General features: G+C 62.9%; 11 protein-coding genes. 4 read left to right on the forward strand and 7 right to left on the reverse strand.

The features are described from left to right. Positions 1-76 precede the first annotated feature (76 nt). Complete coding sequence (locus tag BQ9846_RS08330; RefSeq protein ID WP_075880556.1) at positions 77-982, forward strand: TIGR01777 family oxidoreductase; 906 nt, start codon at positions 77-79, stop codon at positions 980-982. On the opposite strand, the gene rapA is transcribed toward BQ9846_RS08330, so the two are convergent. Further along, positions 979-3,924 carry an RNA polymerase-associated protein RapA gene (gene rapA / locus BQ9846_RS08335; protein ID WP_075880557.1) on the reverse strand — a complete coding sequence of 982 codons (2,946 nt, stop codon included), beginning with the start codon at positions 3,922-3,924 and terminating at the stop codon, positions 979-981. The genes BQ9846_RS08330 and rapA overlap by 4 nt on opposite strands. Before the next feature lie 137 nt (positions 3,925-4,061). Then, positions 4,062-4,862 carry a TlpA disulfide reductase family protein gene (locus tag BQ9846_RS08340; RefSeq protein ID WP_075880558.1) on the reverse strand — a complete coding sequence of 267 codons (801 nt, stop codon included), beginning with the start codon at positions 4,860-4,862 and terminating at the stop codon, positions 4,062-4,064. A 110-nt stretch (positions 4,863-4,972) separates the two neighbouring features. Between BQ9846_RS08340 and BQ9846_RS08345 the strand changes: the two genes are divergently transcribed. From BQ9846_RS08345 to BQ9846_RS08355, 3 genes are all read left to right on the forward strand, one after another. Beyond that, positions 4,973-5,209, forward strand: a complete 237-nt coding sequence (locus BQ9846_RS08345; protein WP_075880559.1) for a hypothetical protein — start codon at positions 4,973-4,975, stop codon at positions 5,207-5,209. Further along, positions 5,206-6,669 (forward strand): SLC13 family permease, encoded by a 1,464-nt coding sequence (locus tag BQ9846_RS08350; RefSeq protein WP_144049402.1) that lies wholly within the window; start codon positions 5,206-5,208, stop codon positions 6,667-6,669. Before BQ9846_RS08345 ends, BQ9846_RS08350 begins: the two co-directional genes overlap by 4 nt. Positions 6,670-6,821: 152 nt before the next feature. Continuing rightward, positions 6,822-8,033, forward strand: a complete 1,212-nt coding sequence (locus BQ9846_RS08355) for an ABC transporter substrate-binding protein (protein WP_075880560.1) — start codon at positions 6,822-6,824, stop codon at positions 8,031-8,033. Between the two features lie 71 nt (positions 8,034-8,104). Here BQ9846_RS08355 and BQ9846_RS08360 read toward each other — a convergent pair whose 3' ends face one another. The 5 genes from BQ9846_RS08360 to BQ9846_RS08380 all read right to left on the reverse strand — a co-directional run bounded on the left by BQ9846_RS08360 (position 8,105) and on the right by BQ9846_RS08380 (position 13,506). Beyond that, complete coding sequence (locus BQ9846_RS08360; protein ID WP_075880561.1) at positions 8,105-9,415, reverse strand: branched-chain amino acid ABC transporter permease; 1,311 nt, start codon at positions 9,413-9,415, stop codon at positions 8,105-8,107. Next, complete coding sequence (locus BQ9846_RS08365) at positions 9,415-10,419, reverse strand: branched-chain amino acid ABC transporter permease (protein WP_075880562.1); 1,005 nt, start codon at positions 10,417-10,419, stop codon at positions 9,415-9,417. Before BQ9846_RS08365 ends, BQ9846_RS08360 begins: the two co-directional genes overlap by 1 nt. Positions 10,420-10,449: 30 nt before the next feature. Then, positions 10,450-11,154 (reverse strand): ABC transporter ATP-binding protein, encoded by a 705-nt coding sequence (locus BQ9846_RS08370; protein ID WP_075880563.1) that lies wholly within the window; start codon positions 11,152-11,154, stop codon positions 10,450-10,452. Between the two features lie 79 nt (positions 11,155-11,233). After that, positions 11,234-12,004 carry an ABC transporter ATP-binding protein gene (locus BQ9846_RS08375; RefSeq protein WP_075880564.1) on the reverse strand — a complete coding sequence of 257 codons (771 nt, stop codon included), beginning with the start codon at positions 12,002-12,004 and terminating at the stop codon, positions 11,234-11,236. A 56-nt stretch (positions 12,005-12,060) separates the two neighbouring features. Beyond that, complete coding sequence (locus tag BQ9846_RS08380) at positions 12,061-13,506, reverse strand: sodium-dependent transporter (RefSeq protein WP_075880565.1); 1,446 nt, start codon at positions 13,504-13,506, stop codon at positions 12,061-12,063. Positions 13,507-13,684 lie beyond the last annotated feature (178 nt).

Here is a 13,684-nt window from a genome sequence, read left to right on the forward strand (position 1 = left end):
ATAAATTTTGTGCAATACTGGTGGCTACATTTCGTCATTTACCGCGCCTAAAAGCCGCGTGGGCAAGGAGTTTTAAATGCGTGTACTCATCACCGGTGGTAGTGGGTTTGTGGGGCAACGGCTGTGCGAGCGCTTAGTCGCCGAGGGGCACGAGCCGCAAGTGGTATCGCGCTCGCCCAAGCAGGCGCGCCGCCACCTGCCCCAAGAGTGCGACGTGCGCGAAAGCGCCCAGGCCTTTGTCGATTCACCGCCCGAGGCGCTGGTGAATCTCGCCGGCGAATCGATCGCCGCCAAGCGCTGGAATGAGGCGCAAAAAAAGGAGCTGGTCGAGTCGCGCCTAAAGGTGACGCAGCAGCTCGTCACCCTTTGCGAACGCTTAAAAGAGAACGGCCAGCCGCTGCCGAAGGCCATGGTGTCCGCCTCGGCCATGGGCTACTACGGCGATCAGGGCGATAAAAAAGTCACCGAAGAGACGCCGCCCAACGATGAGTTTGTCCACCGCCTGTGTGCCCAATGGGAGGCGGCGGCCAAAGAGGTCGAGGAGTACGGCGTGCGCTTGGCGATTGTGCGCATTGGCCTGGTGCTGGATGCCGGCGGCGGGACCCTGCAAAAAATGCTGCCGCCGTTCAAGCTCGGCCTGGGCGGGCGGTTTGGCGACGGCACGCAGTTCATGCCGTGGATTCACCGCGATGATTTGGTGGAGGCGATCCTGTTTCTCCTCAAGGATGACAGCCTAAGCGGGCCGTTCAACGCCAGCGCTCCCAACCCGGTCACCAACGCGGAGTTCGCCCAAACGCTTGCCAAAACGCTCCATCGCCCGGCGATATTTCCCGCGCCCGCGTTCGTGCTCAAAATCGCCCTGGGGGAGATGGCGCGGCTGCTGCTCACCGGCGCCGATATGCGGCCCAAGCGCCTGGAAGAGGCGGGGTTTACTTTTCAATACCCCACGCTCGACAAGGCGCTGGACGCGATTCTGCGTTAGCGCTCGGCATCGACGGTGATTACCACCCGCACTGCGTCTAGGCGCAAGCGGGTGTTTTCGATCGCATCGCTTAGCGCGGCGCGCTCCTCTTTTAGCGCCTGGATCTCCGCGTCGCGCACCGCCGGGTTGTGCTCGGCCAGCGCCGTCAAGCGGGCAAGCTCGCTATCCAGCTGGGCGCGCATGCGGGTTTCCGCGGCCTCGATAATGCTGGGTAGCTCGCGCTCGGCCTCTCCCTCGCCCTGGGTTAAAAGCTCGCGCAGCTGCTCGTGGCGGCTTTTGATCAAATCTCGCGCCAACGACTTGTTCACTTTCTGCACGTTCTTGGAGAGCCCGGTAAAGGAGATTTTGTCGGTCAGGTTGGCGCCTGACTCATCAAGCAGCACGCGCACCGCCGTGGGCGGCAGAAAGCGATTAAGGTGCAGCCGCTTGGGCGCTGGGCAGTGGGTGCGAAACACCAGTTCCGCCATCAGCCGCCCGCTGGCAATCGCCGGGTGGCGCAGCAGCGCCAGCGCCGTGTTGCCCATGGTGCCGTCGATAATCCGCCCCATCATTTCGCGCAGCAGCGGGTGCTCCCAGGAGAGCCGCTGAATGTCGTCGCGCGCCAGCGCTACATCGCGGCGGTAGGTGGCGGAGAAGCCTTCTTCACCTTTCGCCAACCCCGGCAGGCCGTCGAGCATTTGCTGGCTGGGGGAGAGCAGCATCACGTGGCCGCCGAGCTCCTGGCTCTCCACGCCGAAGATATCCAGCGCGCGCTCGACAAAGCGCGGCAGCGCCTTGTCGTCGTCCAATTCGCGTACCGCATCGATCACCGCTTGCGCCCGCGCGGGGCGGCAGGCGTTGAGTTCGAGCAGGCGATTGCGCCCGGCGTCGCGCTCGGCGAGCCTGGCCGTGAACATCTCACGGGTCTCCTCGACGATCTCGTCAAGCATCTCGTCGTCGAGTAGCGCATCGGCCAGGGCGTCGCCAAAGGCGTCGAACAGGTCGCTGCCCACGCCGTGAGGGGCGCTGAACGCGTCCATGCCGTCGTGGTACCAGCGCAATAGACGCTCACCCGGGCTGCCCTCAAAGGTGGGCACGTGAATCTCGATGGCGTGCTGCTGGCCGATACGGTCGAGGCGGCCGATGCGCTGCTCAAGCTGATCCGGGTGCTGGGGCAGGTCGAACATCACCAGGTGGCGGCAGAACTGAAAATTACGCCCCTCGGAGCCGATTTCCGAGCATACCAGCACTTGGCAGCCCTCTTCTTCGTCGGCAAAGGCCGCCGCGGCGCGGTCGCGCTCGATCAGCGAGAGGTCTTCGTGGAACACCGGGGCGTGGTAGCCGCCGAGCACGCGCAGGCCTTCGGCGATGCCCTCGGCGGTTTCGCGGTGGTGGGCGATCACCAGGACCTTATCGTTGGCAAAGCCGCTTTCGCTATCGTCGCTGAGTGTCTCCAACAGCCAGTTGATGCGCGGGTCGATGTGCCACCACTGCTCGGCGTTGAGCGGGTCGTTGGAGAGCTCGCGGTACATGGCGTCCGGGTAGATCAGCACATCCGGGTGATCCATGCCGGTTTCGATCAGAAGCTCATCGAGGTAGTCCTCGTCGCGCTCCAAACGGCGCAGCACGCGGCGATAGGCGGAAGGCAGCGCCAGCGGCACGGGGTGATAGCGCCGCTCGGGGAAGCCGCCCACGTGGCGGCGGCTGTTGCGAAACATCACTCGCCCGGTGCCGTGGCGGTCGAGCAGGGCGTCGCGCAGCTGCGTGCGGGCGGCGTCGTGCTGTGCTTCGCTGGCTTCGGGGTTGGTCAGCGTTTCGAGCAGCGCTTGGCTGTCGCGGTCGTCGGCCACGGCGTCGACCTTGGCGCGGGCACGGGTATCGCCGGGCAAGGCGTCCAGTGCCTCGATGGCGCTGGCCACTTCGACGTAGTGGCGCTCCTCCTCCTTAAAGCGCGCGAGGTCGTGGTAGCGCTCGGGGTCGAGCAGGCGCAGGCGGGCGAAGTGGCTTTCCAGCCCCATCTGCTCCGGGGTCGCGGTGAGCAGCAGCAGTCCGTCGATATCGGCGGAGAGGCGCTCCACGCAGCGGTAACCGGGGCCGCTGCCCTCTTCGTGCCAGTCGAGGTGGTGGGCTTCATCAACAATAAGCAGATCAAAGTGGCTCGCCAGCGCCTGCTCCTGGCGCGCGGGGTTGGAAAATAGCCAATCTTGGCTGGCGAGTATCAGCTGGCTGCTCTCGAACGGGTTGGCGCTGCCGTGGGCCTGGCTCTGGCTCTCATCGAGCAGCGTGACGTTAAGCGAGAAGCGGCGCAGCAGTTCCACTAGCCACTGGTGGGTGAGGCTATCGGGCACTAGAATCAGCGCGCGCTCGACGCGCCCCACGAGCAGCAGACGGTGAAGAATCAGCCCCGCCTCGATGGTCTTGCCCAGGCCAACCTCGTCGGCGAGTAGCACGCGTGGGGCGTGGCGGCCGGCGACCTCATCGGCGATATAGAGCTGATGCGGGATCAGATCGATGCGCGGCCCGGAAAAGCCCAGCGCGCTGTGCTGCTCGATGCGCTGATGGTGGTGCAGGGTGCGAAAGCGCAGGTCGAACCAGTCGTTGCGGTCGACCTGACCGGTCAGCAGGCGGTCGCGGGCCTGGTCGAACTGCATGGTATCGGCGAGCTTGGCTTCGGGCAGCTCGCGCAGCTCACCGCTGGCGTCCTGGCCGATATAGGTGATCAGCCCGCCCTGCTCTTTGCTGTCATCGACAAGCATCCGCCATCCATCGGCAGAGATAATCTGGTCACCGCTGCCAAACTGCACACGGGTTAGCGGCGCCTGGCGGGTATTGTAGGTACGGGTTTCCTGGCTGGCACTGAACAGAATTGTCACGCTGCGGGCGTCGCAGTTAAGCACGGTGCCAAGCCCAAGCTCAGCTTCGCCGTCGCTGATCCAGCGCTGGCCGGGAGAGAAATCGCTCATGGTGCCTCAAAGTGTGCTGAGTAAGGATGCTAGAAACGGGTCAACAACCGCCGGATGGGTGGCCGGCGGCTAATGGGGCGGGGGATTCTAACGCAAAGGGGGAGCAGGATTAAGCGCTAGTCGCGTTAATCTGAGGTTCACGGGTTAAGCCACTGATCCAGCTGCGCGCGGGTGAGCTCGCCGACGTGCTGGGAAAGCGCGCGGCCGTTGCCGTCAAACAGAACCGTGGTGGGCAAGCCGGGGGCGTCGAAGGCCACCATCAGCTGCTGATTTGGGTCGCGTAGCGCGTAGCGGAAATCGAGGCCTTGTTCGTCGAGGTAGCGGGCGATGGGGAGGAGGTCTTCGCCCTGATTGGCGACTACCACGGTGACCCCCTGACGCTCGGCGGCCTCCGCCAGCAGCGGCATTTCGCGCAGACACGGCGGGCACCAGGTGGCCCACAGATTGACGATGATCTTGCCCTGGCCGTCGGCCAGGTCGGGCAGCGCCACGGCGTTGCCGTCGAGATCTTCCAGTTTAATGTCGGGCAGCGCCGCGACGCTGCCGCCGCCAAGTGGCGCAAGGGTTACCAGCACCAGCCAAAGGCTAGAGGCGCCGATGAGCAGCGCCATCGCACCGCCCATGGCGATCAGCCGCTCGCGCAGCGCCCAGGCGCTCCAGATCAGCCCGGCGAGCATTCCCCAGAGGCCGTGATACCCTGGCTGCCAGAGTTTGATGGCGTCTAGCGGCGCGGCGGCGTAGCTCTCAACGTAGAGAGCGATATACCCCACGCGGGCGCCTACTAGCCAGGCGATCATCAGCCCGGTGACCCAGCGCTGGCGCAGTGATTGGGGCAAGCCGAGTAAATAGCGCGCGGCGATGATCAGCAACAGCGCGCAGGCAAAGGCGTAAAGGCGCGGAAGCGAAAGCAGCAAAGGGCCTAGAGCGATAGCATTCATGGTGTTCTCAATACATAGTTGCCCTGCATTGTTATTACACTAGGGCGACCGGGTTAGCACGCCTTCGTTGGACAAACCCTATCACGCATTTACCCACATTCGGAGAGATTATGCCTCAGCCCACTTTTGATCCGTTACGGGCGCTGGCGATTGGCTCGCAAGCGCTAGGCTTGACCGTGATCATCACCCTAGAAACCGTGCTCGACGATGCCGCGCGGCCCTGGCAGGGCGTTACGCTGGCGGCGATGGTGACGGCGGCGCTGGGGATTGCGCTAGTGCGGCTCTACCAGCGCAACAAGGCGCGCAAACGCTGGGCTGCACGCATTGAGGATGAGGAGCAGAAATGATGGATGTCGCACGGACAAAAGTGACGCTAGGGCTCTTTCTGGGGCCGCTATTGGCGCTGCTGCTGTCATGGGTGGAGGCGCCCGCCGATATGCCTCCCGTGGCGTGGAGCGTGGTTGCGCTCACCGCGTGGATGGCGGTGTGGTGGATTCTGGAGCCGGTGCCGATGGCGGTCACGGCGCTGCTGCCGGTGGCGCTGCTGCCGCTGTTGGGCGTGGGGGATATCAGCGCGGCGGCCGAGTCTTATGCTAACCCGTTGATTTTTCTCTTTCTGGGCGGCTTCATGCTCGCCGAGGCGATCCAGCGCTGGAACTTACACCGGCGTATCGCCCTCGGCGTGCTGTCGGTGGCGGGCAAGCGCCCCGACCATCTGGTGGCAGGCTTTATGGCGGCCACGGCGTTTTTGAGCATGTGGGTGAGCAATACCGCCACGGCGGCGCTGATGGTGCCGATCGGCATGTCGGTGCTGGCGCTGATGGAGCGCGACGACGAACTCAATGCCGATCAGCAGCGTGCCCTGGCGCTCTGCATGCTGCTGGGGATCGCCCTGGCGGCCAATATTGGCGGTATGGGAACGCTGATCGGCACGCCTCCGAATGCGCTATTGGCCGGTTTTATCGGCGATAACTACGGCATCCAGATCGGGTTTGCGCAGTGGATGCTGGTGGCGATTCCGCCGGCGGCCATCATGCTGGTCGCGGCCTGGTGGCTGTTGACGTTTACGATTTTTCCCGTGTCGCACGCGCCGCTGCACGGCATCAGCGCCATGTTGAGCCAGCAGGCGGAGGATCTGGGCGCCATGAGTGGCCCCGAAAAGCGCGTGGCGGCGGTGTTTTCCCTGGTGGCGGTAGCGTGGATTACGCGCCCGCTTCTACAAGAGTGGACAGGGTTAACGCTAAGCGACGGCGGTATCGCCGTGATGGGGGCGCTGTTGCTGTTCGTGGTGCCGGCGCGCTGGCGCCAGCGCCAGTTCCTGCTCGACTGGGAGAGCGCGAAGAACTTGCCCTGGGGCGTGCTGCTTCTGGTGGGCGGCGGTTTGAGCCTGGGAACGGCGATCGAAAGCTCGGGGCTTGCGGGCGTGGTGGCCAATGGCCTGGCGGTGTTTGGTGCTTGGCCGAGCTGGGCGATGATTTTGATGGTGGTGGTGATCGTCATGCTAATGAGCCACGTCACCAGCAACAGCGCCACGGCCGCGGCGATTTTGCCGCTCACGGCCGCGCTGACGGTGAGCCTTGATGCCAGCCCCTTGCTGTTGGCGGTGCCAGTGGCGATGGCGGCGTCGTGCGCGTTCATGCTGCCCGTGGCCACGCCGCCCAATGCGGTGGTATTCGGCAGCGGCAAAGTCCGCGTGATGGACATGCTGCGCGCCGGGGCGGTGATGAGCGTGATCGCGGTGGTGATGATCTGTTTGGCGATGTTTGCCCTCGCGATGCCGATTTTGGGCTTTGGCTGGGCCGCCTAGCGTGCGACCTGGCGCGAGCGTTAAAAGCGCCAGTTGTATTTTTTCCCATTTGGTTCCAAATTGTGACAGGGCCTTTGAATGAAGAACCTTTTAATTTAACACGCCCTAATGCTGGACATTTTAGGGACCATTTATCGGGAGTGCTAAATAACATGATCAATAAACGCATACTCGCTAGTGCCGTCGCCGCCTCAACGCTGGCGTTGACCGGGGTGGCCAACGCCGAAGTGAAAGTGGGCTTTTTGGGCGGCTTCACCGGGCCGATCGAAACCTTGACCCCGCCGGTGTATGACGCCGCGCAGCTGGCCATGCAGCATGTCAACGAGCATGGCGGCATCCTCGGGGGCGAAGAGGTGACCATGCCCAGCGGCGACACCACCTGCTCGGACGCCTCGGCGGCCTCCAACGCCGCGGATCGCCTGGTCAACAGCGAAAATGTCACCGCAATTGTCGGCGCGCTCTGCACCGGGGCGACGATCGCCGCGGCCAATAACGCAGCGATTCCGGGCGGTGTGGTGATGGTCTCGCCGGCGTCAACCGCTCCCGCGGTCAGCGAGCTCGACGATGATGACCTGGTCTTCCGTACCGTGCCCTCCGATGCCTTCCAGGGCGAGGCGCTGGCCAAGATGCTGCTTGAAAAAGGCATCGAGGAGGTCGCGGTAACCTATGTGAACAACGACTACGGTCGCGGCCTGGCCGATGCCTTCGTGGCGACTTACGAGGCCGAAGGCGGCACCGTGGCGGAGAACCTCGCCCACGAAGACAACCGCGCCGACTACCGCGCCGAGCTTGGCACTCTGGCCGCTACCGGCGTGCCCAATTTGGTAGTGCTGGCCTATGGCGATACCTCCGGGCAGACGGTCGTTCGTCAAGCCTACGAGAGCGGCATGTTCACCCAGTACATCGGTGCCGACGGCATGGTGATTTCGGGGCTGCTCGACGGCGTGGGGGTTGAGGTGCTCAACGACAACTTTATCGCCACGCGCCCCGGTAACCCGGACTCCCCCGGCACCCAGCGCTTTGAGGAGCTGGCCGAGGCGGGGGGTATTTCTCATGAAGCGGTCTTTGCCGGCCAAGGCTACGATGCCGCCTTCTTGCTCGCGCTTGCCATCGAGCAGAACGGCAGCGCCGAGCGTGAGGGGCTCTCCGAGGCGCTGCGTAGCGTCGCGACCGCGCCTGGCGAAGTGATTCTCCCCGGCGAGTGGGAAAAGGCGGTGGAGTTGATCGCCGCCGGCGAGGAGATCAACTACGAAGGCGCCTCCGGCAGCCATGAATTTGACGAAAACGGCGACGTGCCGGGCATCGTCGAAGAGATGGCGGTGGAAGACGGCGAGTTTGTCAGCAAAGGCTTCCTCGACCAGTAAGCGCGCCTCGCGCATTAAAAAAGCCCCGGCGGAGAAATCTGCCGGGGCTTTTTGCGTAAGGCTTGGAGAGCTTAATCGTGGTAACGAATTTTCTCGGGCAGTAGCCCTTTGGGGGCAAAGCGCAGCACCAGCGTGATCAAAAGCCCGATCACAAACACCCGGGCCTGTAGCGCGCGGCTATCCAGGTTGGTGGGCGCGTCCCAGCCGAAGCTGCCCTCGCCGAAGGCCACGGCCAGCTCCAGCACGGCAAGCGCCAACGGCTCCGACATCACCCAGATCAGGTAGACCGCAACGGCGCCAAAAATCGTGCCCAGGTTGTTGCCCGGCCCGCCCAGGATCACCATCACCAGCACCAGAAAGGTGTGATTGAGCGGCATATAGCCTTGCGGGTCGAAGATGCCGTTAAAGCTGCCCAGGGCCGCGCCGCCGATGCCCATCAAGATGCAGCCGAGGACAAAAATCTCCAAGCGGCGCTTGTTGATATCCTTCCCCATGGCCGCGGCGGCGGTCTCGTTATCGCGAATCGCGCGGATCATCCGGCCCCAAGGGGCGTGGTAGGCGCGGTGCAGCAGGAAAAATATCACCGCGATCATCACCACCGTCACCGAGAGATAGAGCGCGCGGGCGAGGGTGAAGCCGACTTCTCCCGGCCCTGGCACCGGCCAGGGCAGCGGCGAGACGGTGGCGGTGCCGCGGGTCAGCCAGTCGGCGTTTTTGAGTACCGCCTTGATGATCTCGGCGATGCCCAGGGTGGCGATGGCCAGGTAGTCGCTGCGAAGCCCTAGGCACACGCCGCCGATAAAGTAGCCCACCACGCCGGCCACCGCCCCGCCGACAATCCAGCCCAGCCACGGCGGTAGACCCAGGCCGCCGATATAACCAAACTGCGACTCGATCTGTTCGGTCACCGCGCCCAGCTGGCTGGAGACAAGCAGGTACACCACCAGCGCGGCCAGCACCGCGAGCACGGTGCGCAGGCGCTTAGGCACACCCAAACGGTGCAGACGGCTGGCGCCGACCACCGCAGCAATACCGACGGCCGCGATAAGCAGCACCTGGCCCAGCTCGCCGGCCAGAGGGCTTGACCAAAACTCAGCATTGACCGGCATGCTGAACGCCATGGCGCAGTAGCCCCCCAAGGCCACAAAGCCCATGACCCCGGCATTGAACTGCCCCGCGTAGCCCCACTGAATGGTAAGGCCGAGGGCGAGAATGGCGTAGCAGGCCGCCTCGACCAGCATTCGCGTGCTGTAGGCCGCGCCCATCAAGGCGTAGATGCTCAGAATCGCGACGAGCAGGGCGCCGAAGAGTACCACCTCGCGCAGCGGAAAAGCCGAGGGCGCGGCGACCAAATCGTCGCGCTGTTTGTCTTGTGTACGCATCAGATCACCTTACCCTTGAACAGCCCGGTCGGGCGCCACACCAGAATGGCGACAAGAAGGAAAAACGGCACCACGATTTTGTACTCGGTGCTGACGAAGGCGAGATTGGTGGGCAGCTCCAGCCACGAAGGGAAGCTATCGCGGAAGGGGCGTAGAAGAATGTTCCAGTTGAACACCGCTAGCGTCTCGGCGAAGCCGACCACGAAACCGCCGGCAATCGCCCCGTAAGGGTGCCCCACGCCGCCGACGATCGCCGCGGCGAAGATCGGCAGCAGCAAGAAGAAACTCAAGTCCGGCTTGAAGGTGACATCCAGCGATAATAATGTGCCCGCGATGGCGGCAAGCCCGCCGGCGATGACCCAGGTCACGGCGACAATCAGGTGAGTATTGATGCCCGAGGCCTGAGCTAGCTCAGGATTATCCGACATCGCCCGCATCGCCTTGCCCAGCCGCGAACGGTTTAAGAACAGATGTAGGGCAATCACGGTCACCAGGGTAATCACAAAAAGGTAGACCTGGGGCTCGGTGACCACAATCGGCATACGCACGCCGTCAAACGGCAGCGCTAGGCGGAAAATCTCTTTGCGGTCATCGACGTAGAGGCTTTGCCCGCTGGTACCGGAAAACAGGCGAATCAAGCCTTGCAGCATCAGCGTCACGCCCAGCGAGCCGATCACCAGCACAATGGGTTTGACGCCGTGGCTGCGCAGCGGCTTGTAGAAGAGCCGGTCGATCCCTACGGCCAGCCCTGCGGTGAGCAGCATCGCCAGCGGCAGCATGACAAGCGCGGTGGGCACGCCGATGGCGGCGCCGGCGGCGGGAAAGGCGGTGGTCAAGAGCAGCACCATAAAGGCACCGAAGGTCATCATATCGGCGTGGGCAAAATGGGCGAAGCGCATAATGCTGAAGATCAGCGTCACGCCCACCGCGCCGATGGCGTAGATGGAGCCGGTCACACTGCCGGCGACCACCACGTTGTTAATAAAAAAGACCAGTTCGTTCACGGCATGATTCTCCAGTACGGGCTCCGGGGGCTACCCACCGAGGAAGCTCTTGGCGACATCTGGGTCGGCCAGCAGGGCTTGCCCGGTATCGGTGAAGCGGTTTTGGCCGGCCGCGAGGACAAAGCCCTTATCCGCGATTGCCAAGGCCTGCTTGGCGTTCTGTTCGACCATCAAGATGCCCACGCCGGCGGCGTTGATCTCTTTCACCCGCGCGAAAATGTCGTTCATATATAGCGGCGAAAGCCCGGCGGTCGGCTCGTCGAGCAGCAACAGGCTGGGTTCGGCCATCAGCGCGCGCCCCATGGCGACCATCTGGCGTTGCCCCCCTGAAAGCTCGCCGGCGGGCTGGCGGCGTTTGTCATATAGCGGCGGGAAGAACTCATACACCTGGGCGAGCATGCGCTTGACGTTGTGCGGCTTGAGAAACGCCCCCATCTCTAGGTTTTCTTGCACCGAGAGGCTCGGGAAGACGTTTTTCTCCTGGGGAATAAACCCCATGCCGCGCTGCACCAGCTTGTTGGGCGGCAGGTTGTGGATGGGCTCGCCCAGCAGCAGGATCTCGCCCTGGTTGACATTCAGCAGGCCAAAAATGGCTTTCAGCATGGTCGATTTACCGGCGCCGTTGGGGCCAACAATCACCCCCACTTCATCCGCTTCCAGCGTCATGTTGACCCCGTTGAGGATGTTCATGCCGCCGTAACCGCCGTACACGTCGCGTGCTTCAAGTAAAGGCATGGTCGTGATGTCTCAAAGTGGTATCTCAGAATGTTTTTAGCGTTGTTGTGTGCTCGCGCTGTCGCCACGCGCTTTAACGTCAGGCCGCGCTGCCGCCGAAGTACGCTTCGATCACCTCGGGGTTATTCTGCACCGCCTCGATGGTGTCCTCCATCATCACGCTGCCTTGGGCCAGCACGATCACCGGGTCGCACAGCCGCGCGATCATCTCCATGTCGTGCTCGATGACCAGGAAGGTGTAGCCCATCTCCTGGTTCAGCCGCTCGATATTACCGATCAAGTCGCCAAGCAGGGTGCGGTTAACCCCGGCGGCGATCTCATCGAGCAGCACCACCTTGGCGTCGGTCATCATGGTGCGGCCAAGCTCAAGAAGCTTTTTCTGGCCGCCGGAGAGGTTGCCGGCAAGCTCGTTGCGCACGTGCGAAAGACCGATGAAGTCGATGACCTCCCGTGCCCGGCGGCGCACCTCGCCCTCGTGCTCGCGCACCTGCCCAGGCTTCAACCAGGTGTTAAACAGGCTTTCGCCGGGCTGGTGGGGGGGCACCATCATTAGGTTTTCCAGCGCACTCATGTGGCCAAACTCATGGGCGATCTGAAACGTGCGCAACAGCCCCTTATGAAAGCGCGCGTTTGCACTCAGTGCGGTGATGTCCTCGCCGTTGAGCAACACGCGGCCGCTATCGGGGGTCAGGGCGCCTGCGATCACGTTGAACAGGGTCGATTTCCCCGCCCCGTTGGGGCCGATCATCCCGGTGACCGAGCCCTTGGCCACCTGGATAGAGCAGTCATTGATCACCTGCAGGCCGCCAAATGCCTTGTTAACCCGCTGCACCTCGATGATGGGTGTCATGAAGCGACCTCGTTGGGTAGTGGATGATTGTGGTAGTCGATCATTTTGGTGGTCGATTATTGTTGTTGGGCGTTATTGACCAGAAAGGTACGCCCGGCGGCAAAGGCGCCGACGATCACTAGCGCGCCGATGGCCGGAATCCAGTAGCCCTCAACCTGCGGCAGGGTGCGCAGGAACACAAACGCCACGGCCGCCGGGGCGATAAAGCGCACCAAGAAGCGCCACACGGCAAACCAGGTGTCATGGCCACCGAGCTCTTTGGCGACCTCGCTTTGCGTTAGCGCCCAGCCGGCAAACAGCGCAATCAATAACCCACCGAGCGGCATAAAGATATTGGTCAAAAGCTCAATAAACTCAAACGCGCTGCGGCCAAAGAGGGTGTGGAAAATAGTGCCTTCCGCCCAGAGGTTGAAGCTCACCACGGTTAAAAGCCCCAGCGCCCAGCTCGCGATGACCATCAGGGCGACCGACTGCGGGCGGGTGAGATCAAAGCGCTCGACCAAAAACGCGGCGACCGGCTCAATCAGCGAGATCGATGAGCTAAGCGCGGCACCTAGTACCAGGATAAAGAACACCCCGCCGACCAGCGCGCCGAACGGCATCTCAGCGAACGCCAGCGGTATGGTGACAAACATCAGCCCCGGTCCTTGGCCGGTTTCGAGGCCGGCGCCAAAGACCAGCGCAAAAATTGCCAGGCCGGCGACCAAGGCTACGGCGGTATCCACAAACGCCACTGCAAGCGCTGTGCGGGTGAGCGAGGCCGTGCTCGACATGTAAGCGCCGTACGCCATGATCGCGCCCATCCCCAAGCTCAGGGTGAAGAACGACTGCCCCATGGCTTGTAGCCAGCCTTCTAGGCTCAGATCGGCAAGGTTAAACGTGAACAAAAAGCGGGCAGCGGCGCCGATATCGCCATTGACCGCGCTGTAGCCGAGCACCACCAGCAAAATAATAAACAGCGCCGGCATAATGATGCGCAGGCCGCCTTCGATGCCCTTGTGAATCCCCATGCCCACGATCAGCGCGGAGAGGGCGATAAAGAGAGTGTGGTAGAGCGTCATCAGCCCCGGCGAGGCGAGCAGGCTGTTAAAGCCCGCCCCGATGGTCTCGGCATCGGCGCCGATCAACGAGCCGGTGAGCATCTGCCAGGTGTAGTGCAGCGACCAGCCGGCGACCACCGAATAAAAGCTCAAAATCAGAAACGCGGAGGCGGCACCCAGCCAGCCGATGGTCTCCCAACCGCGTGAGGTGTTATGGGTTTTGGTTAGGTGACGCATGCCCATGATCGGGCTTTGACGGCTGGTGCGGCCGAGCATGATTTCCGCGATTAAAATGGGGATGCCCACGGCGAAAATGGTCAGCGCGTAAACCAGAATGAAAGCGCCGCCACCATTTTCGCCGGTGAGATAGGGAAAGCGCCAAAGGTTCCCCAGCCCCACGGCGGAGCCTACCGCCGCGAGCAAAAAGGTACCTTTGTGTGTCCAGACGTTGTGACCGCTCATGGGGAGTGTCCGTGTTATATCCGTTGAAGGTGATGTTGGGTAGCGGCATTTTTCATACTCGCGTTTAACGCCCAACTTTGCGTGATTAAAGCGTTGGGTGCCAGCCGTCTAGCGTTGGCCGTATTAACGGGCAAGCGCGTTAGGCAAAGGCGATACCCAAAAAAGCCCGCTGTGTCAG

It is taken from the genome of Vreelandella massiliensis (genome assembly GCF_900155385.1).
Classification (GTDB): domain Bacteria; phylum Pseudomonadota; class Gammaproteobacteria; order Pseudomonadales; family Halomonadaceae; genus Vreelandella; species Vreelandella massiliensis.